At 62.6% G+C, this 21,482-nt stretch carries 14 protein-coding genes; 10 read left to right on the top strand and 4 right to left on the bottom strand.

What is annotated here, in order from left to right:
- Positions 1-612: 612 nt before the first annotated feature.
- Both PP1Y_RS19325 and PP1Y_RS19320 read left to right on the top strand, forming a co-directional pair.
- Positions 613-1,815 (top strand): hypothetical protein, encoded by a 1,203-nt coding sequence (locus tag PP1Y_RS19325; protein ID WP_013833731.1) that lies wholly within the window; start codon positions 613-615, stop codon positions 1,813-1,815.
- On the top strand, positions 1,812-2,585 hold the full coding sequence (locus tag PP1Y_RS19320) for a glycosyltransferase family 2 protein (RefSeq protein ID WP_013833730.1): 774 nt from the start codon (positions 1,812-1,814) through the stop codon (positions 2,583-2,585). The genes PP1Y_RS19325 and PP1Y_RS19320 overlap by 4 nt, the downstream gene beginning before the upstream one ends.
- Before the next feature lie 367 nt (positions 2,586-2,952).
- On the opposite strand, the gene PP1Y_RS19315 is transcribed toward PP1Y_RS19320, so the two are convergent.
- On the bottom strand, positions 2,953-4,137 hold the full coding sequence (locus PP1Y_RS19315) for a hypothetical protein (RefSeq protein WP_041559445.1): 1,185 nt from the start codon (positions 4,135-4,137) through the stop codon (positions 2,953-2,955).
- A 478-nt stretch (positions 4,138-4,615) separates the two neighbouring features.
- On the opposite strand from PP1Y_RS19315, the gene PP1Y_RS19310 reads away from it, so the two are divergent.
- The 7 genes from PP1Y_RS19310 (at position 4,616) to PP1Y_RS19280 (ending at position 17,636) form a co-directional block, all read left to right on the top strand.
- Positions 4,616-6,331, top strand: coding sequence for an Ig-like domain-containing protein (locus tag PP1Y_RS19310; protein ID WP_041559016.1), 1,716 nt, complete (start codon positions 4,616-4,618; stop codon positions 6,329-6,331).
- Positions 6,280-10,887: a VCBS domain-containing protein gene (locus PP1Y_RS19305; RefSeq protein WP_013833725.1), complete on the top strand. Its 4,608-nt coding sequence runs from the start codon at positions 6,280-6,282 to the stop codon at positions 10,885-10,887. The genes PP1Y_RS19310 and PP1Y_RS19305 overlap by 52 nt, the downstream gene beginning before the upstream one ends.
- Positions 10,888-10,915: 28 nt before the next feature.
- Positions 10,916-11,626, top strand: a complete 711-nt coding sequence (locus PP1Y_RS25860; protein WP_052117823.1) for an OmpA family protein — start codon at positions 10,916-10,918, stop codon at positions 11,624-11,626.
- Positions 11,627-11,643: 17 nt separating this feature from the next.
- Complete coding sequence (locus tag PP1Y_RS19295) at positions 11,644-13,041, top strand: TolC family protein (protein ID WP_013833723.1); 1,398 nt, start codon at positions 11,644-11,646, stop codon at positions 13,039-13,041.
- Positions 13,042-13,114: 73 nt separating this feature from the next.
- Positions 13,115-15,247 carry a type I secretion system permease/ATPase gene (locus PP1Y_RS19290; RefSeq protein WP_013833722.1) on the top strand — a complete coding sequence of 711 codons (2,133 nt, stop codon included), beginning with the start codon at positions 13,115-13,117 and terminating at the stop codon, positions 15,245-15,247.
- Positions 15,244-16,353 (top strand): cell wall hydrolase, encoded by a 1,110-nt coding sequence (locus PP1Y_RS19285; RefSeq protein ID WP_369799483.1) that lies wholly within the window; start codon positions 15,244-15,246, stop codon positions 16,351-16,353. Before PP1Y_RS19290 ends, PP1Y_RS19285 begins: the two co-directional genes overlap by 4 nt.
- Positions 16,350-17,636, top strand: coding sequence for an HlyD family type I secretion periplasmic adaptor subunit (locus PP1Y_RS19280; RefSeq protein WP_232512460.1), 1,287 nt, complete (start codon positions 16,350-16,352; stop codon positions 17,634-17,636). The genes PP1Y_RS19285 and PP1Y_RS19280 overlap by 4 nt, the downstream gene beginning before the upstream one ends.
- Positions 17,637-17,658: 22 nt before the next feature.
- Here the strand turns inward: PP1Y_RS19280 and PP1Y_RS24765 are convergent, their stop codons facing one another.
- The 3 genes from PP1Y_RS24765 to PP1Y_RS19260 form a co-directional block, all read right to left on the bottom strand.
- Positions 17,659-18,426, bottom strand: a complete 768-nt coding sequence (locus tag PP1Y_RS24765) for a transglutaminase-like cysteine peptidase (RefSeq protein ID WP_158511863.1) — start codon at positions 18,424-18,426, stop codon at positions 17,659-17,661.
- A 283-nt stretch (positions 18,427-18,709) separates the two neighbouring features.
- On the bottom strand, positions 18,710-19,912 hold the full coding sequence (locus PP1Y_RS19265) for a glycosyltransferase family 87 protein (RefSeq protein WP_013833718.1): 1,203 nt from the start codon (positions 19,910-19,912) through the stop codon (positions 18,710-18,712).
- 33 nt (positions 19,913-19,945) lie between these two features.
- Positions 19,946-20,788, bottom strand: a complete 843-nt coding sequence (locus tag PP1Y_RS19260; protein WP_013833717.1) for a DUF2569 family protein — start codon at positions 20,786-20,788, stop codon at positions 19,946-19,948.
- A 444-nt stretch (positions 20,789-21,232) separates the two neighbouring features.
- Between PP1Y_RS19260 and PP1Y_RS19255 the strand changes: the two genes are divergently transcribed.
- Positions 21,233-21,415: a Flp family type IVb pilin gene (locus PP1Y_RS19255; RefSeq protein WP_013833716.1), complete on the top strand. Its 183-nt coding sequence runs from the start codon at positions 21,233-21,235 to the stop codon at positions 21,413-21,415.
- Positions 21,416-21,482: the final 67 nt, after the last annotated feature.

Below are 21,482 nucleotides of genomic sequence, written 5' to 3'. Positions count from 1 at the left end.
CTTCGCTGCCCTTTACGGTATCATCCTGATATTGTTTTATAATTGAGAGCGCCCAGCTTTGCGCCCGAGAATGCCCTTGGAGCGCCACTTGCCGACTGCCTCGTATCTGGATTGTAAGTTGACTTCTATTGGACACGCCTTATTTGGCCGCAGCATATTCTGCCGCCGAGGCGGTTCGCGTTGAGAGGCCGGGGGGCTTCATGTCGAGCAAAATGATGAACTACGATGGCGGGCCTAGTGTCTTCAAGAGCCCTGTGGCGCCGGGCATCAAAGGATGCGGATCTTCGCAGGAGCTCGGATCGGTCGGCCAGAAGGCCGGTTGAAGCTGTCGTATGCCAGATCCGGTTGTTTGACCGAATCTTACAATTGAAATGCAGAAATCGATTTTAAATGCCATCTTTCTGGCTGCCTGTTCGTGCGTAAAATTTATAAACACTAATGGTCTTGATTTACAGAATTTGAGCCAAACCGGTGATATGACGATATTCTGAAGATTTCTATTTTGTAACTTGTCAGAGTTCTGTTTGCTAAACTAACGGGCGCTGGATATTCCTTGGCCGAATTGGTGGTTATGGGTGTCCTTGAGTTCTTTTATCTTCGAAAGTTGCTTTGGTGCGCGTAGCTTTCCTGTTCAATCACGATCAAGTTCATCAGATTGCACATAGTCTCCCGATAGCGATTGCATTGGCAAAAGGCGGTTTCGACGGAGAAGTCATCGTCGCAACCAGCAATGCGCTCCTGTCCAAGCAGGTAAAGAACTTGGGCGGTGACCTGATAGGCTCTCGCATTGAACACGTGGAACTGCGACCCTCGCAGACGACGCGGCGTCTCAACTCCATGTTCAGCAAGTTCGTCCCGATGGAGAAGTTGCTGATCTATCGGGATAACCTTCACTTCTTTCGCAGTCTCGATTTCCTCGTCGTGACCGAGAAGACGTCGCTTGTCCTGAAAGAGCGCTATGGTCTTCGCGATCTCAAGATCATCCACACCCGTCACGGGGCGGGTGATCGCGCAATCGGATTCAACAAGGCAAGCGCCGGCTTCGATCATGTTCTCTGTTCTGGACCGAAGGTGCGGGATCGGTTGATCGCCGAGGCTGGCGTGGCGCCCGAAGCGGTCAGTATCGTGGGCTATCCGAAGTTCGATCTGGTCCGTGGCAAAGAGCCGCTCCGTATCCTGCCCAAGGCCGAGCGGACGGTGCTGTATAACCCCCATCCGTCGCCGCATCTCTCGTCATGGTACCGGCATGGACACCGTATACTTGAGCACTTTCTCGACGCGCCGCGCGATGGCCTGATTTTTGCGCCACATGTGATGCTGTTCCAACGCAAATTCGTTGTGACGGTCGATCGTTTCCGGGTCGATCGCGCTGGCGACATCCCGCAGAAGTTCCTCCGCGGGGACAATATCAAGATCGACCTGGGAAGCCGCCGCTCGGCCGACATGACCTACACGCAGGCTGCAGATATCTACCTCGGGGATGCCAGCAGCCAGATCTACGAGTTCCTTATCAAGCCGCGTCCGTGCATTTTTCTGAACAGTCACGGATACGATTGGATCGGGAAAGCGGATTTCAGGCATTGGTGTGCGGGGGAAGTCGTCGATAGCCCGTCGCAGTTGCCCGCAGCTCTGGCGCGTGCAGAGGAGCTGCATGCAACCCGCTACCTCCCGATTCAGGAAGAGATGTTTGCCGAGACATTCGACCTGAACGAAATTCCCTCGTCAGAGCGGGCTGCCGAGGTCATATTCAGGTTGGCTGATGGTCACGTCAGGGATCGGCTGGATTCAAGGTTAATGGCGGTCTCGCAAGCATGAGCAATCTCACAGTCGTTCTCCCGTTCTTCAATGAACAGGGATGGATCGGGCGAACCGTTGAAAGCCTCGCGGCACAAGGAAACAAGGAGTTCCGGCTACTGCTTGTCGACAATGGATCGACTGACGAGGGAGCTGACGAAGCGGATCGTGCGGGAGAGACCCTGGGGGAGCGGATCCAAATCGTCAGGTGCGGTGTTCCCGGGAAGATCCATGCGATGCAGGCTGGCCTGGCGCGTGTCGATACCCCATTGGTTGCGATATGCGATGCCGATACGATCTATCCGCCCGACTATATCGAGCGGATCGTCACTCTTTTTGAGTCCGATCCGGCGGCTGCCGCGGTCATGGCGATAGATCTTTACAGCCCCGCGTCCGATCCGACCTCGCGCAAGCGGGTCGAGTTCGTCATGCGCAAGAGCCGCCGCTTTGCCACAAAGTGTCATGCCGGCGGCTATGCTCAGGCCTTCCGCACCGATTGGCTTCGCGAAGCGGGCGGTTTCGATACCGACCGGTGGCCCTATGTTCTCGAAGACCACGAAATCGTTCACCGGGTCGGCCAGTTCGGTCATTCGATCTATCATCCAGATCATGTGTGCTTTCCGTCAGAGCGCAGAACGTCCCGGGACTCCGTAAGCTGGACGCGTTTGGAGCGACTTGTCTATCGCTACGTGCCGTCAGCAGGCATGGATTGGTACTTCTACCGTTTTCTTGCCGGACGCCTGAGGTCACGAAGGAGTCTGGGAACGGCCTTGCGGGAGAAGACATGGTGATGTCTGCCGCTCGCCGCATTGTAGTCGCCAAGCCTGCGGTGCGCCGCTGGCGCGCTGTCTAAAGGGCCACCAACAGCACAAGCCGGAGCTTCGATCCGCGGTCGATCAGATCGCGGAAGAGGGGGCGGCTCCGCCCTAATTCATGCTGATCTCAGCCTGTTCCGTGCCTTTGCACGCTCGCGGTCAAACGTTCGTCGAGAATCTCATCAGTCAATCAACGGGGGTGATTGTGCGCTATCTTGTCTCGAAGTTATGGAAGGAATTTATACTTTTGCTGCAGGCGATCTGGCAAGGCGTCGAGTGACCTCGCGAACGCACCGCCCAGGTCGGCAATAGCGTCGAGGGACTTTGGGGCGGCACTCTGGCGCTAGAACTGAGCCGAGACCATCAGTCTGTCGCCGCCCGCGTCGTAGCGGATGTCGAAACCGGCCGCGCGCAGATCGGCGAAGCTGACGTAGTCGGCTGCAGCGGCGGAGCTGGCCAGTCTTTCGAAGGTTTCCGGCGCCATCTGGTCCTTCACCGGAGCAAGCAGGTCGGCGAGCTTTACCGACAGGTCGCCCGTCATGCCGATGCGGACTGTCAGGTTGCCTGCGGGCATTCCTTCCAGGCTGAGCCCGGCTACGTGCATGATGTGCTCGCCCACAACCCGATCAGGTACTTTCGCGAGTTTCGGTGCCTTTTCCAGGCGCGGCTTGGCAAGGCCTGCGTCGGTCGGGCTCTGCGCGCGCAAAGGCGAAACGCCGGATTTCCTTGCTGGCTGGCGGGCCGGGGCCAACTTGGCAAGGTCGAACTGGCGCACTTCCTCGGGCTGCGCGAACATTCCAAGTCCCTCGCTCTGGGATAGCGGTCCCGCAGCCACTGCGGGGCCGGCGCCGGGCTTTGCGCTTGGGGCAAGCGATTGCTCGGGCTGGGCCGATACCGCAACTGCGGGTTGCGGAACGGGCGAAACGGCGACTTTCAGCATAGTGTCGGGTTGGATCAGGCCGGTGGCAGCTATGACCACGTCAGGCTGAGGCATCGCGATGCGCACGGCATCGAGCGGTCCGGGCCTGGCTGCACTTTCACCTTGCGGTCGCGCATATGAGGGTTCTGGCAAGCGGATCTGGGTCGTTGGCTCAGCCTTATCGAAAGCCTGAGGGGCCTGTCTTGTCAATCCAGACTGGTGGGAATCGGTGATGTGGCCGACAGCGGCCGGCGGAAGAGCTTCCGGCTGCGGAGTTCGCGTGCCTGTTGCGGCGTACGATGCAGTCGTGGGGGCCAGCGCGCTGGTGAGACCCGCTGCGCCGACCTTGGCGGCCTGCGTCAAGGCTTCGGCGGAATCCTGGAAGGTCGTCGTGATTGTCGGGGCCTGTCCGAATCTCGGTGCAGTCAGGCGCAGGGGCTTGACTTCGAGCTTGCCGATCCAATCGCCAACCGTTCCGTTGGACATCGTCACCGCCGGATAAGTGACCGTAAATCCAGCCATGCCCGTGGCCAGGGCCAGGGCAAGCACGCGCGTGTCCGAACTGCCCAGATGGATTTTCGCAAAGTCCATTCCCATCGCGATGTTCATGACGGCCCCCCGCGCGTTCGATCGCAAGCCCCGGATATCGAACGCGCAAGTATCGCTGTAAATCAGGTTGTTGACAAACCTTATCATCCAAAATGGTCGGCGGCAGCGCCATTCGGGATCAGCTGTCATGCGGTTTGGATGGAAACTATTACAGAAAACCAGTTAGTTAGAGAAATATTTCATTTCCCCGGGCGAGAGAAGGATTACCTCTAAATGTGTGCAAGACCGGGACAGCGCCGCGTTAAGGTTAGTTAACAGACTTGTGTCCACGAAGTCCGCGTGTTGCTGTGATTTCAGCCGGTTAAGTCTGCTCCGAGTCGCTTTCATCGAGCACTGAGAGAGGCAGGCACCGGCTGAAAAGGGCGCAATGGTCAAGCGGTGTTCAGTCGCGTTGCGTCCGGAATCCGCCGCCTGACCATTTCGAACCCAACTGCGTCGCGGTGTCTTGCCGCGGCCAGCAAGCGACAGGGAAGTGGTTATGGATTTTCAGGACGGTCACGGTTCGGACAACATGTCTCCGGCAGATGCCAACCTGGCAGGTGGCAATACCCTGGCAGCCGCGGCGACGGGGCCGTCGCAAGTCCTGCTGCCCGATGCCAACAATCTCGTCGTTCTGCCCGAGGGCGCTACGCTCGACGAACTGTCGGTGCAAGGCCGCGACCTCGTTCTCACGCTTCCCGATGGCCGGGTCTTCGTCATTCCCGATGGCGCCGTCTATGTTCCACAGATCGTCATCGGCGATGTCGCGGTGCCGCCACTCAACCTCGCGGCGTTGCTTACCGGCAACGAGCCTCAGCCTGCCGCCGGCGCGCTGCAGAGCTCGGGCGGCAACTTTGCCGATCCGACCGGACCGATCCAGGCCGCGCACGGCCTGGGCGACCTGCTTCCCTACACCGAACTCTCGTTCCCGCAGCCACAGCAGGAGGAAATTCTTCCCCAGCTGGTGAACAAGGTGCCCGATATCCTGATCCAGGACGGCGGTCCGGCGTCGGACTCGGCTACCGATACGGTTTCTGAATCCGGTCTTTCCGGCGATCGTCTCAACGGCAATCAGGAAACGCCCGGCTCGCAGTTCGGAAACGGGTCGGACGTCACCACCGGCACGATCTTCGTCACTTCGGAAGATGGCATCGGCTCCATTGTCATCAATGGCGAAATCCTCACGGGGGAGGCTGGCCAGCAGATCGATGGCGCTTATGGTCGCCTGACACTGGGTGCACTCAACGACGACCAGATTGCCTACACTTACGAGCTTGCCGACAATACCAGTGGCGACAACACGGCGGACGTGTTCACGGTCGTGGTCACCGATCCCGATGGCGATACCGCCACGGCCACGCTGACTGTCAATATCACTGACGACGCTCCGGTTGCCCGCGCGGATACCGACACGGTCCCGGCCGCGGACTTCACCGCGCAGACCGGCAATGTCCTGAGCGGCGAGGGCACCACCAGCGGTGCGGCGGGCGCCGATACCCTCGGCGCCGATGGCGGCAGCGTCACCGGCGTGCATGCCGGAACTTCCGGCACGTTTTCGGGCACCGGATCGGTCGTGACCGGCGAGTTCGGCACGCTCACGTTGCTCGCCAATGGTTCCTACAGCTATGTGCGCACTCCGGGAACCGGCGGCGGCGGAACCGATGTCTTCACTTATCAAGTGACAGACGGTGATGGCGATGTCTCGACTGCGACGTTGACGATCAGCATCGCAGACAGCCCGCCGATGATCATTTCGGTGCCCGAGATCGGCGAAGGAACCCAGGTCAACGAGAACCAGCTGCCCCCGTCGACCGATACGCGCGATGGCGAGGACCCCGGTTCGCAGTTCGTGAGCGGCCCCGAATCGACCACGGGCACGATCACCTTCCATTCCGACGATGGCCTGACCAGCGTCTCGATCGGGGGCACTGTCGTCACGCCCGGTACCTTCCCGCAAGTTGTCTCGAGCGATGAGACGGGTACGCTGACCGTCACGATCTCACTTTCGATCCGGTCACCGGCGACGGCAGCGTCACCTATACCTATACGCTCAACGACAATACCTCGAACACCGATGGCACGACCGTGTCGTTCGATATCACGGTCATCGATGCGGACGGCGATCCCGCTTCCGACAATCTCGATATCCAGATCGTCGACGACATGCCGACGGCGCTTGCGGATTCGGGGACGGTCACCGAGGGCGGCACCTTGACTGTGCCGGCAACGGGTGTGCTGGCGAACGATGTCCCGGGGGCTGACGGCGCGACGATCACCGGCGTTGCCACCGGCACCGACACTTCGGCGCCGGTTACCGGCAACCTCGGCGGGGCTGGCATCGCGGGCACCTACGGCACGCTGATCCTGGGCGCCGACGGCAGCTATACCTACCAGTCGACCGCCAATGCGGTGCCGCCTGCGGGGGCGACCGACAGCTTCGTCTACACCATCACCGATGGCGACGGCGATACCTCGACCACGACGCTGACGATCAGCCTTACCGACAGCGGCCTTGCCGCGAGCAACGAGGATGCCTCGGTCGATGAAGCGGCGCTGGGCATCGGTTCCAACCCGTCCTCGACGGCGGAGACCGTCTCGGGCTCGCTGACCGACAATGCCTCGGGCGGCGCGGGCGGGTATACCTATGCGCTGGTCGGCTCGGCGACGGGCAGCCACGGGACGATCACCATCGATCCCAGCGGTTCTTGGAGCTACACGCTCACCAGCCCGGTCGACGGCGCCACGCTCGACAACGGCGTGACCACCGAGAACAACCTCGAGAGCTTCACCTACCAGGTGACCGATGCTGACGGGAACACGACCACCAGCACGATCACCATCGATGTCATCGACGATGTGCCCACCGCGCGCGCCGATACCGACAGCGTCGTCGAAGGCGCTTCGACCGACGGCAATGTGCTTTCCGGCACCGGCACGACTTCGGGTCTGGTCGATGTGCTGGGCGCCGACGGCGCGGCCCCGGGCGGGGCGGTCACCGGCGTTGCCACCGGCACCGACACTTCGGCGCCGGTCAGCGGCAACCTCGGCGGTGCGGGCATCGCGGGCACCTACGGCACGCTGATCCTGGGCGCCGACGGCAGCTATACTTACCAGTCGAACGCCAATGCGGTGCCGCCTGCGGGGGCGACCGACAGCTTCGTCTACACCATCACCGATGGCGACGGGGACACTTCGACCACGACGCTGACGATCAGCCTCACCGACAGCGGCCTTGCCGCGAGCAACGAGGACGCCTCGGTCGATGAGGCCGCGCTGGGCATCGGTTCGAACCCGTCCTCGACGGCGGAGACCGTCTCGGGCTCGCTGACCGACAATGCCTCGGGCGGCGCGGGCGGTTATACCTATGCGCTGGTCGGCTCGGCGACGGGCAGCCACGGCACGATCACCATCGATCCCAGCGGTTCTTGGAGCTACACGCTCACCAGCCCGGTCGACGGCGCGACGCTCGACAACGGCGTGACCACCGAGAACAACCTCGAGAGCTTCACCTACCAGGTGACCGATGCTGACGGGAACACGACCACCAGCACGATCACCATCGACGTCATCGACGATGTGCCCACCGCGCGCGCCGATACCGACAGCGTCGTCGAAGGCGCTTCGACCGATGGCAATGTGCTTTCCGGCACCGGCACGACTTCGGGTCTGGTCGATGTGCTGGGCGCCGACGGCGCGGCCCCGGGCGGGGCGGTCACCGGCGTTGCCACCGGCACCGACACTTCGGCGCCGGTCAGCGGCAACCTTGGCGGGGCTGGCATCGCGGGCACCTACGGCACGCTGATCCTCAATGCGGATGGCAGCTACACGTACAACAGCACGGCAAATTCGATCTCGGGCAACGCAACAGACAGCTTCGTCTACACCATCACCGATGGTGACGGCGATACCTCGACCACGACGCTGACGATCAGCCTCACCGATGTTTCGCTGGTCGGCGATGACGAGAGCGTCACGGTTTACGAGAAGGCTCTCGACACGGCCCAGACGGGTGCGGATGTTGCGGCCGGTTCGATTACCGGTTCGATGCCTTCCGATACGGGCGAAACCGCGAGTGGCGCCGTCTCCGTGACGGGGGCGAGCGGCTATTCTATCGCCGGAGGATCAGTCAGTGGGAACGAGACGACGGTTGTCGGGACTTACGGCACGCTCGTGCTCAACAACAGCACCGGCGCCTTTACCTACACACTGACCTCTCCCGTCACGACGACGCCGTCGGCCAATGACGGCGTGTCGACGGCGCTCGGCGCGGAGAGCTTCACGTACACCGCGAGCGACGCCAACGGGAACACGACGACAGGCACGATCTCGATCGATGTTGTCGACGACACGCCCTATGCCGTCGTGCCCGAGGCGATCCAGGTGACCAATGGCGCGGCGCCGGTCTCGGCCCCTGCGGACCTTGATGCCGACATGTCGGTGATCGACAACTACGGGGCCGACGGGGCGGGCACTGTGCGTTTCGCACCGTCACTGGACGGGGCGGACAGCGGCCTGACGCACAACTTCGTATCGATCACCTACACGCTGGTTAGCGATACGGTGCTGGAAGCCTATGCCGGCGCGGACAAGATCTTCACCGTCACGCTGGACCCTACGACGGCCACCTACACGGTCGACATGGACGGGACCATCGACTCGATCCAGACCATCGATTTCAATGCCGGCGGCTACAATTTCGTGGGCGGCAACAACAGCTGGTCGGGCTTCATTCCGGTGGGCGAGACGGTGGGATCGCCGATCGACAACAACAGCCAGGATCTGCTGCTGACACCGTCGATCAACAACGCCGACGACGGCACGATCAACTCCACCGCCAATACCGGTGGTATCGGCGGAGGCGCTTCGGTCGGTTCGAACGAGACCTTCCGGGTCGACTTCGTCACCGATCTGCGCGGCGATCCGAAGGACGGCGCCGGGGACTACGATACGGCTGCGAACCGCGACCACATGTTCGACGGCCACTATACCGTGAACGGGGCGGTGGCGCTGTTCAAGTCGACCAATGGCTCGACCGTGAACATTGCCGCGTTCGACGATCCGGACGGCAACACCGTCGTCGGTGACGGCGACAAGGACTCGATCACCGGCATTTCGATCGTCTGGCGGGGAACGCAGTACGTCGATGGAAGTGGTGATCCGATCATCATCCCGACGATCACTGCAACGAACTACACCGTGAATGGACACGTCTTTACCGTGACCCTGCTTGGCGATGGTTCGGTCAATGTCGCCGGGGTTGAAGGCGCCCCTGGATCGAGCCAGGTCGGCACGCAGATCGCGGTCTTCACGGGCGACGGCTTCAACAGCGTCGAGTACACCTGGGCTGGCGGCGACACCTTCCAGATCGGCGACTTCGGCGCGAGCACGCTGACCAACGACCCGGTCAACTTCACCATTCCGGTCGAAGTGGTGGACGGCGACGGCGACGTTTCGGCTCAGTCCAATCTCTCGATCACTGCAGTGACGACGACGCCTCCGGTGGCGCTAGATCTCGATGGCGACGGCGTCGAGTTCGTCGGACTCGATGCCGGAGTCACGCACGACTATGGCAGCGGACTTGTGCAGACCGCGTGGGTCAGCGCCGATGACGGCCTGCTGGCCCACGATACCGGGCACGGCCTCGATATCGTCTTCACCGACGATGCCGCGGGAGCGGAAACCGACCTCGAGGGCCTGCGCCTGGCTTACGACAGTAATGGCGACGGCAAGCTGACGGCAGCCGATGAGAGCTACAGCGAGTTCGGCGTCTGGCAGGATGCGAACAGCAACGGCGTTGTCGATGCGGGCGAGTTCAAGACGCTGGCGCAGATGGGGATCACTTCGATCGAGCTGACTGCGGAAGGTCCGGGGTCGTCGCAAGCCGATGGCGATGCAATCGTCCATGCGACCGGCGAGTACACCATGAAGGGTGCCACTTACGCACTGGCCGACGTCTCGTTCGCAACGGCGAACGTCGAGAGCCAGACTGCGGCGCGTACCGCCGAAATGGCGGCGATCACTGCGGCTGCGGCAGGCTTCATGATGTCGGGTGCGGCCCATGCGATGCCGCTCTCGCCAATCGCGATAGAGGCGATTGCCGCGGCGATGCAGACTTTCGAGACGCATCTGCCCGAAGTGACGGTTGCAGTGCCGGAACATGCTCCGGCGACACCGCCGGTGACATTCTTGCAGGATGGCCAGCAGGCTCACCAGGACAGCGAGCCCGAAAGCCACCTGTCGCAGCACGCAGCGGAGCAGGGCGCCGGGCATGGCCTGGGTGACGTGGTGCAGCATCAGGACGTCTCCGTGCAGCCGCTTGGCGGCGGCGAGGAAGGCCACGTTCAGGCGAGTGCGGCTCCGGCTCTGTTCGGCGGCGCTGACTCGGGGCTGATGCAGGCATTGCTGCTCGCCGCACAGGGCGAGCAGGCCGGTGGTTCGAATGACCAGGGCAATGGCACCGGAGCCGGGCAGGGGAGCGGGCACGGGGGCGAACATGGCTCCGGGAATCTACCTGCCGTGCAGGAAGCGATTGCCGAAAGCGCCGGGCACCATGCTGTGGACTCGCTGATCGACCACTTCGCCGGGCATCAAGGCGCACACGGCGCTCCCGCGATTGCCGAGACGATGGGGGCGGACGGCCTGGATCACGTGCTTGGCGCCATGCTCGCCGGCGGCGGCCTCGACGGCCTGCACGCGGCGGGGCTGGCCGGTGGATTTGAGATGGCTGCAATGGCTGCAGCCATGGAAGCACATTCGACGACGGTCGCCTGACGCGACCCGGGATATCGAGGGGATGAAAATGACGGGCAATTGGAAGGGGCCTCTGGCGGCATTCGCGCTGGCTGGATGTCTGGTCCCGGTGGCGGCTTCGGCACAGGACCAGCAATCGGACCTGATGTCGCTGGGCAAGGGGGAGCTCAAGAGCGAGATCCGCACGCGATACGACGCGGCTCTGGCGCAGACCGGCGACGCGAGCGTCGTTTCGGCCGATACGCCGGCCTACATGTGGGCTTCGCAGGCCAAGGCGCAATGCGGCATTGCCATGGGTTTCCTGAAAAGCGGGACCAAGGACCCCGTCAGCATCGGCAAGTGCGACGAGGCCTATCGCCGCATGACCCAGCCGCAGATGGTGTCGCAGGAAGCCGCTGCCCCGCAGCCGCCGGTCGCCGAGGCACCGTGCCTGCCCGGGCCCTACATCGTGTTCTTCGACTGGGACAGCAGCATGATTTCGCCCGACGCGGCGACGATCCTCGATTCGACCGTGTCTTCGACCGCAGGCTGCGGCGGGGCTGCGATCCGGATAGACGGATATACGGATCGTTCGGGAAGCGACCGCTATAACATGGGGCTTTCGACGCGCCGGGCCGATGCCGTGCGCGACTACCTCGTGTCGCATGGCACGACGGCCAATTTGTCCACGCAGGCGTTCGGTGAAAGCAACCCGCGTGTGCCGACGGCGGATGGGGTTCGCGAACTCCAGAACCGCCGCGTTGAGATTACGGTCGAGTGACCGGGAGAGGTGTGAAGATGTTGTACGATAGAACCATCGCGGCGGGGATTGCGGTCCTTTTGTCCGGAACGGCTTCGGTGGCGCTGGCGCAGTCGGCCGGCCCGGTGAGCCTGCGCGATGCCATAGTCGTGGCGGTCAATTCGAACCCCGAGGTGGCGCAGGCCCAGTATAATACCGAGGCCATCCAGTTCGAGCGCAAGCAGGCGCAGGGCCTTTATGCCCCGCGCGTCGATGTCGAGGCATCGGCAGGCTGGCGCCACCTTGAGAACAGGACCCGCCGTTCGCTCGGCATTGCCGGGCAGGAACTTTATCCGCTGAGCGCCGAAGTGCGTGCGGAATGGGTTGCCCTCGACTTCGGTCGCCGTCGCGGAGAACTGCTGCGCCAGGCAGCGCGCGTCGACGGTGCCTCGCTTCGGGTGGTCGAACGTTCTGAATACATCGCCCTTCAGGTCGCGCGTCAGTACCTCGATATCCTCCTCCAGCAGCGCATCGTTGCCGCGAGCGAGGATAACGTGGCGTTTCACCGTTCGCTGGTGAACGATCTGACGACTGGAGTGGAACAGGGATCGATCTCGATCGCCGACCAGCAGCAATCGGAAGAACGACTGCAGGCCGCGCTCGTCCGCCAGTCGGAAGCCGAGCAGGACCTGACGGAAGCGAAGATCAAGCTGCGTCGGCTGACCGGTCTCGACATCGACAATGTCACGATGCCGCCCGAACTGGCGGAAGGCTTGCCGGCCACCCTCAGCGAGGCGGTCGGGATGGCCCGCACTGAAAATCCGCTGGTCAAGGAAGCGGCGGCGGACGTCGATGCTGCAGGGGCACTGGCCGACAGCGTGCGCGGCGACGGTTTCCCCAAGATCGGCGTGGACCTGAACGGCCGCGCCGGTGAGGACATCGACGGTTTCCGCGGTTCCACCAAGGATGTGCAGGCCCGCGTTTTCCTGCGCTGGAACGTGTTCGACGGCGGTATCAACCGCGCCAACTACCAGGAGATGGTGCGCCGCGCGAGCGAAGCGCGCTATCGGCTCTACCAGGTGACCCGCGAAGCCGAAGAGGACGTCCAGACCGCCTGGACCACCCTGCAGACGCAAGGGCGCATCGGTGAACAGCTGGGCAACCAGAGCCGCGTGTCGGATGACCTGCTGCTCTCCTACCGCAGCCAGTTCAACGTCGGGCGTCGTTCGCTGCTCGACGTGCTCGATGCGCAAAACACGCGCTACAACGTGCAGGTCCGGCTCGAAACCGCGCGTTTCTCGGAAATGTTCGCCCGTTATCAGGTGCTGGCCGCGACCAATCGCTTCCTCACCACGATCAACGTGCCGGCAGGTGCCGGGGCCGGTATGAACGAGCGGGACCGCTTCCACTACGGTCCGCCCAATCCGGCCGAGACACAGTACCGCACCTATCCCTGACCCTGCGCATGGCGGCGCGGCGATTGACGGCAGTGGCTAACGGGGGCGGTTCTCGCCCCCCTGGATGAGCGTAATGTTCGAAGCAACGGAAGTGAAGCGCGGCGAGGAAGACTTTCTCGTCGCGTGCATTGCCCGCATGGCGGAAAAGGCCGGCGTCTCCTGCGCGCCGGTCATGTTCTCCTCGCTGGCGCGCAATGCGCAAGGCTACCTGCCGCGTCACCAGGCCGAAGCGGCGTTGGAGTTGCTGGGCCTCAACTGCGACGCCTCGCGTCGCACCAGGTTGCCGACCAAGCCGGAGTTCTACCCGGCCATCGTCTCCTTCGAAGGGGGCCAGGTCGCCGTCATTCACGAGGTGAAGGACGCGGATGCACGGGTCTGGCGTCCGGAAACCCGCAGTGAAAGCTGGGAGCCGGTAGCGGCACTTGCCGAACGCTACGATGGCTGGATGGCCACCGTCTTCGGAGATTCCTCGAGCGCGCGGGAAGCTGGGGCGCCTTGGCAGGAGCGGGCCAAGAGCCACTGGTTCTGGAGCGAGCTGTACAAGCTGCGCGGCCAGTTCTGGCCGGTGATGGTGGCCTCCGTTATCGTCAACGTGCTGGCGTTGTCCTACCCGCTGTTCTCGATGAACGTTTACGACCGTGTCATCCCCAACCGCGCGCAGGCCACCTTGTGGGTGCTGGCGGCAGGCGTACTGATCGCCTTTGCCATGGATTTCATGATCCGGCGTGCGCGGACCCGCGTGCTGGACCAGATCGGGCGCGATCTCGACCTGAAGCTGTCGCAGAAGATCTATTCCAAGGTGTTGTCCTCGCCGCTCGCCGGGCGCAAGGGCCACACCGGCAACCTCGTGGCGCGCGTCTCCGAATTCTCGCTGGTGCGCGATTTCTACGCCTCGACGACCATTGTCCTTGTCGCAGACATGGCCTTCCTCGTCCTGTTCCTGGCGGTGATCGCCTATATCGCGGGCTGGCTGGCGATGGTGCCGCTGATCGGGGCGGCGTGCATGGCGATCTTCGGCCTGCGCCTGCAGCGCAAGGTCAGCAGCGCCGCGCTCGATGCGCAAGTCGACAACGGGCTACAGCAGACGCTCCTGGTGGAATCGATCTCCGGTATCGAAACGCTCAAGAGCCTGTCGGGCGAAGGCGTGATGCTCGGCCGCTGGCGTCAGCTTGCCGAAGCAGGCGCCCATTCGCAGCGCCGTCTGCGCGACGTCAGTTCCGCGGCGATCTCGCTGGCTTCCACCTTCCAGCAAGTTACCAGCATCAGCCTTGTCATCGGCGGATACTACCTGTTCGACGCGGGCAAGATCACGATGGGCTCGATCATCGCCATCGTCATGCTTTCGACCCGTTCGCTTTCTCCTGCCGCGCAGTTGGCCTTTCTGCTCACCCGCAGCCAGCAGGCGCGCAAGGTGCTGGATTCGCTGCAGCAGGTCTGGCTCGAAGAGGATGAGCGCACGATGGGCAGCGCTTCGCTGACCCCCGAAGTGCGCAGTGCCAATGTCCGCACCGAGGATCTCGAATTCACTTATCCGCAGGCCTCGATCCCCTCGCTCGCCGGGATCAACCTGACGATCAACGAGGGCGACCGCATCGCCATCATCGGCAAGGTCGCCTCGGGCAAGTCGACGCTGGGCCGGGTGATCTGCGGTCTCTACCAGCCCACCGCCGGCTCCATGCTGATCGACGGGATCGACAGCCGCCAATACCGGCCGCAGGACCTGCGCAACGCCTATCGCTTCGTGGGGCAGGATGCCGTGCTGTTCAGCGGCTCGATCAAGGACAACCTCGCGATCGGGGCCGGTATCGTGCATGACGAGGACCTTCTTCGCGCCTTGCGGCAGGTGGGGGCGGACGAGTTTCTCTCGCGAGATGCCAGCGGTTTCGATCGTCCGGTCGGCGAATCCGGCGTCCAGCTTTCCGGCGGGCAACGGGCGTTCCTGTCGCTTGCCCGGGCCATGGTGAAGCCCTCACGACTGCTGTTCCTCGATGAGCCGACCGGCGCCATGGATAGCCAGACCGAGCAACTTTTCGTCGAGCGCCTGTCCCAATCCCTGTCACCTTCGCAGACACTTGTTGTCGCGACCCACAGACCGGCACTTTTCTCGATCTGCAAACGCCTGATCGTGCTGGACAGGGGGCGGATCGTCGCTGACGGTCCGCGCGACGAGATCATTGCGTCGGCAGGCATGGGAGCCAGATCGTGAACGCCGCAGCTGCCTCTATCGCAGGGCATGGAATGCAGCGCACACGTGCGCACGCTGCCCCGGTGCGCGCCAGGCGCGCGATGATGGCGGCGCTTGGCGGCGTCGTCCTCCTTGGCCTCGTCGCCTGCACGCAGGTTCCCGAGCTGCGCAGCATCTTCGGCCTTGGCGCGAACGAACCGGCGCCAGTCATCGTACCTGCCGAACAACTGCGCGAAGTCGAAGCCATGACGGTGGACGACAAGTCGCAGATCCTCGTCGAAGGCAGCGAGGCCGAACAGCGCAATGCCGCGATCGCCGTCTCGGGCCTCCCGGTGGAAAGCGCGGCCAGCTTCGTCCTGCACGGCACTTCCGGTGCTGCCTATCGCACGGCGCTGAAATGCATGACCCAGGCGGTTTATTACGAGGCCGCCCGCGAACCGCTGGAGGGCAGGCGGGCCGTGGCACAGGTCGTGCTCAACCGGGTGCGCCATCCCGCCTATCCGAACAGCGTCTGCGGCGTCGTCTATGAGGGCTCGCAGCGCACGACCGGGTGCCAGTTCAGCTTCACCTGCGACGGTGCGCTGCTTCGCGCGCCCATGGCATCGCTTTGGGCCGAGGCTCAGGAAGTCGCGCGCGAGGCCCTTGCCGGACGCGTCGAGGCCAGCGTCGGCACCGCTACCAACTACCACGCCGATTACGTCCTGCCCAAGTGGGCCTTCACCCTTGCCAAGATCGACAAGATCGGCCGCCACATCTTCTATCGCCTTCACGGCAAGTGGGGCCAGCGTGCGCTGTTCACCAGCGCCTACAGCGGGGTCGAGCGCATTCCGGCGCTCGATTACGAAGGTTTGCGCGCGCGCCTGCTTGCCGCATCGCAGCCGCTGGTCGAGCCCGCACCGGCGCCGGGCCTGACCGTCCCGCCGGCCGTCACCGACCGCCATGCCGCCAACGACGTCGGCGGGCGCATCGATACAACCAAGCAATGGCGCCTCTCGATCCCCGATCCGGTGTCGGCCAGCTCGAAGTACCAGTCCGCCATCGCGGCCAGCACGTTGGCCCAGTCGCAGGCTGTCGAACCGGGGATGGAAACGGCATCCGCGCCGTCAAGGATAGTGCTCGCACGATGAACGCCATGATTTCGTCTTTCAGGCAGCGGATCGGTTACGACGACTGGGATGCCAGCCGCAGGCTGATTGTCCTGTGCGGCGTTGCCCTGCTGGTGCTGTTCGTCTGGGCCGGGCTTGCCCGCGTCGACGAAGTGACCCGCGGCATGGGCAAGGTCGTGCCGTCCAGCAAGGCCCAGCTCGTCCAGGCGGCCAGCCCGGCCACGGTGCTGTCGATCCTCGTGCGGCCCGGCCAGATGGTGAAGAAGGGCCAGTTGCTCGTCCGTCTCGACGATTCCCAGTCTTCTTCCGCGCTGGGTCAGTTGCAGGCAGAAAACGAGCGCCTTGCCGCGCGGGCCGATCGTCTGGAAGGGGAGGGCACCGGTACGGAAAGCACCTGCGGCGAAGGCACGATCTGCGCCGAGGAAGCACGCCTTGCCGACGTGCGCCGCGCCGCCGCGCAGAGCCGCCAGAACGCCCTTGTTGCGCAAGTAGATCAGCGTCGCCGCGATCTGCAGGAGGGCCAGGCAACGGTCGCCTCGCTCCAGAACAGCGCGAAGCTGGCGCAGGACCAGGTCAACATGCTCACCCCGCTTGCGCAGAAGGGCATCGTCCCCAAGACCGAACTGCTGACTGCCCAGCGCGATCTTGTCGACACGCAGGGGCGGCTCTCCGCAGCGCGGCAGGGCGTCGGCCGGGCGCAGGCGGCGATCCGCGAAGCCGAGGCGCAGCTGCGGCAGGCCCGCCTCGATTTCCAGCAGGAAGCGCTCAACGAGCGCAGCGAGATCACCACCAAGATCGCGGTCAACGAAGAGACGATCAAGGGCGCCGAGGCCCGCCTAGAGCGCAACGAATTGCGTGCGCCCGCGACCGGCTACATCAACGATGTGCAGGTCACCACGGTCGGCGGCTTTGTGAATGCGGGCGAAAAGCTCATGCAGATCGTGCCGGTGGGCGAAAAGCTGTTGGTGGAAGCGCGCGTCGATCCCAAGGACATCGCCTTCATCAAGGTGGGCGATCCTGCCAACGTCAAGGTCACCGCCTACGACTTCTCCATCTATGGCGGGCTGACGGGCCGCGTGCGCAACATCAGCGCGGACAGCATCTACGACGACGTCGAGCGCAAGGCCTACTACAGTGTGATGGTGGAAACCGACAAGGCGTTCATCGTCAAGAACGGGACGCGGCTGCCGATCATGCCGGGCATGATCTGCGACGTGGAAATCGTGACGGGGCGCAAGAGCATCCTGACCTACCTGTTCAAGCCGGTCCTGCGCGCCTTCGACGAGGCTCTCACCGAGCGCTGATTTTCACGCTGGGCGGGCGCGTTCAGCGTGCGGCGATAAGCGTCGGGGCCTGTTCCGGTTGGCGGGTATAGCCGTGCAGCCACTTGCCGCTGGTGCTGAACGACATGATCGGCCGGTAGTCGTAGCTCATAGCGCCGTCGAGCAGCTTGTCGGTCGCATTGTCGAGCACCCAGTAGCGGCCTTCCAGCTTCACGACGAGCAGGGCATGATCGGCATTGCGCACGGTATCGCGCGCGATCGTCAGGTACATGTCGGAACGCGGCACGCCCAGTGCGGCAAGCGCCTGCATCTTGAAGATCGCGATGTCCTCGCAGTCCCCGGCGCCGCGCTTGAGGGTCGCGCTGGCGGTCGCCCAGTAGTCGGACTTGCCGTAGATCTCGCTGTCCTCGCGGTAGCGGATATGCCGGTTGGACCAGGCATTGACTGCCGACAGCGTCATTTCGCTCGCCCCGGCGCCGGAGCGCGCGGCCATGGCCGCGACGGAACGGCCAGGCAATCCGGCGCGGCGCACCCGGTCCCACTGCGCATCGAAAGTCGTATGGCGCAGCGGCAGGCGGGCGCTGCCGAGAAAATTCTCCGGATCGGCCGAGGCACGGCTCGTCGCTGAGTAGATCGCCGGCAATGTGCGCGACTGGGTCAGGGCTGCGCAGCGCAGTCCCCCGGCAGCCGGTGCGATCGGCGCCGTCACCAGCGCCTGCGACGCTTGCCCGGTGCGAGACGACTGCTGCATTGAGATCAGTTCAAGCCTGCTCGGCGCGCCGCCCAGCAACGCTGCCGCCTTGCTGGTCACAGGTTCCGCCGCCCGCGCCATGAGCCCTGCAGAAGCAGCTCCCTCGCAAGCGCTGGCGAAGGAGTCCGGTTGCGATGAGGGGAGGCCGGAAAGGCCCGACCCCCCGCCACGGCAACCAGCGGCAGCCCCAGCACAACGGAGGCCGAAGCCTGCGCCGGCGCAGCAATCGCGAGCTGAAGGCCGAGGACCGGCACACCCGCAGCAACGAGATGGGACCACTTCATACGGCAAATTCTTGCCGCAGCGGCATCAATATGCCGTTTATCCCCGTGGTTAGCGGATATTAACGATGTTGGGGGTCAGGCTGCGTTACCGGCAATGTCGTTTCGAAGCAAATGCATCGCCAGATCAGTCCAATGAGCAGCAGGCAATAGACTAACGTCAGGTTGACCCCGAGGGGAAATGTAAGCGCACGGCAAGCCAGTGGCGCAAGATAGAGGAGAGCCAGAAGCGTACGCTTCCATGCTCCGAAGAGGCGTGTCCTCGGTTGCCTCGCCAACCACAGCCAAGGCAGAATGAGAAACGCGAGATCGTAGTTGAAAAGGTACGGCGTCACCAAGGCGCTAGCGGCGAAAAGGAAGGCGAGTTTTGCGTCAACGGAGACCTTCGAGGACCAAACTTTCCAGGTCAGGCATATGAGGATGACGCTCGTCACGCCTTGTGCCCAGACCGCGAGTATTTCGCTACCGGCAGCACGAAAGGCAGCATAGACTGTGGTCTGACGCAGGAAGAACTCTGGTCCGGAACTGGTCATCAACACGCGGCTTACTTGCCAGCTTTCGGGATATGCCAGCATCGTCCCGGTGCCGAAGATCATCCATGCCAGCAATAATAGGGCTGTGCTCGAGCACGCAGCACCGGCGAATGCGCGCCAGTTGCGCGAGGCCACGAAGGCAACAGGCATAAGCAGCGCCAGGTGCGGTTTGATGATGAGCGTGCCGGTCCAAAGCCCCGCCACGAAGGGCCTGCGCTCCAGACTGGTGGCGATGGCTGCTTGCAGGCCGCCTGTCAGCAGACCGGTCTGCGCGTGCCATGCCGAAACCAGGGCCCCGGGGAAAGCTGCGATTGGCCAGCTCAACGCCGGATCGGCGTTGCGCGTCTTGTAAAGCCAGAACCCGTATGTGGCGCAAATCCAGGCAATCCACGCATGATTGTAGGCGAGGAGACCAAGGGGAGCGACAATGAACAGGAAGGGTGGAGGATTGACGAAAGCGAAGACGTCGTGCCGGCCGACGGTGGCCTGTACGGCGAAAGTCGACGCGATATCGTAAGCGGTATCGGCTGCCCCGGCCAGGACCAGTTTGCCGGCCGACCAAAAGGCCAAAAAGTCGCTTCCGCCATCTCCCGTGGCTTGGCCGTAGAAGTGCAGGAAGCTCGGTAGAGAGGCTATCAACAGAATCGCGGAATAGCCGACGAGCCTCTGGCGATCGATCCAGCGCAGTTGCAGGAAAGCGAGTTTACCGTCAGCCGGATGAGGGCTTTTCACAGGTTCATGCGCCGCGTGTAGAGAGGCGGGCTGCTAACCTGCAAGTGCTGCGTGCTTTGCGCGGGTACGATGGCGAAATGTCACGTTAACCCGCTCCGACAGGATCAGGTATGGCAGCCAGATCGCTGCGCTGATCAGGACCTTTTCGATGTTGCCTGAAAGCAACGAATGCAACGCCGTTGCAACGGTTGCGGGCAGGTTGCCGGTTTGCGTGACCTTTTCTGCAATCTGCAACTGCATGATCACGTCAAGAAGCCAGGTGAAAACGAGCATTCGCGGGAACAAAGGTGCAGTGCGAAGTGCCATGACGAAGCATATGGTGTAGAAGAAGTTCAGGGTGACGACATCCAATGTCATCATTCCTACCATCGTGGTGGCCCATGTTGGCGCGCTTGCCGGCATCGCCGGCATCGCCAGCATGAATTCGGTCGTCCGGAACGGCACGTTGAGCAACATTCCGGCGATCAGGGACGCCATGAATCCCGTCGGACCGAAGGCCGGTATCCGGCGCGCTTCCAGACAATCCAGTTGCCGCCATTGACCATAGCGACAAAATCGTACCGATGGCTGGCATGCAAGGTCGCGCAGCGGAAAACACGTTGCGGCGATACGGTACGCAAGAACCGGTGCCATGGTTACGGCAAGAAACGGGAAAATCATGGAGGCAAGATTTGCGATCTGCGTTTCCCCACTCGATGCAATGGCAACCTTCGCCAGGGCAAAGAGCAACATCGTGCCAAGCCAATAGGTAATGATCCGTTCCATGCGCGAATGGAAAAAGTTCACGGCAGCCACGCTCCTGGTGTTCAACCAGGAGAACAGCACTCCTTTGAAATATTCGACCTTGCGACTGTCCGATGTTTGCGGTTGCCACATGTTCGATTTTTCCCTTTCCGTTCCTCCCTTAACATGGTCCGGTTTGGTTAAGCAGGGGTAAAATTCTACCGGACCAATCGACGGTGAGTCGTTTTCGAATCGCGCCGGGTTGATGCTGAATCCCCACAAGTGCTTGGAAATTAACCAATTATTTCAACAATTAACTTTCGTAAGCTACTGATTTACTGAGATAAAAAATACACTTAGCTTTTTAATTGACCAACTTGACCTTCCCGATCAATTCTAAGCGTGCCCTGTGAGGGAACCTACGCATAGGAGCCGATGCAAGTCACGGTTCTATAAGAACAATAGGTCGCGTTGGTTCCAGTGTACTCTCTCACGGACGGTGGGTTAGCCGGAAATAGATGCCGGGACCCTGGGAACATTAGTCGAGCGGGCAGCCATGGGGCTGGGGGACCGCAAAATGTTGACTAGGAGTGCGCTATGATCAAGTTTTTCCATAATTTCGTTAACGATGAAGCTGGCGCTTCGGCTGCCGAATACGCTCTCATCCTTGCTCTTGTCGGCACCGGCATTGCGCTGGCTGCCTACAACCTCGGCACTGCCGTGTCGGGCGCTATGGATAGCGCAACGACTTGCATCAAGAGCAAGACGGGCACCTGCTGATTTGTTGCGGCCTCGTCCCGAGAAGGGGCGAGGCCGCTCATTCATTTCCTGAGGGCAAAAAGGGGGG

Source organism: Novosphingobium sp. PP1Y, assembly GCF_000253255.1.
Lineage (GTDB): Bacteria > Pseudomonadota > Alphaproteobacteria > Sphingomonadales > Sphingomonadaceae > Novosphingobium.
Note: the sequence above shows the minus strand (reverse complement) of the source record. Positions and strands in the feature narration are given on the sequence as shown.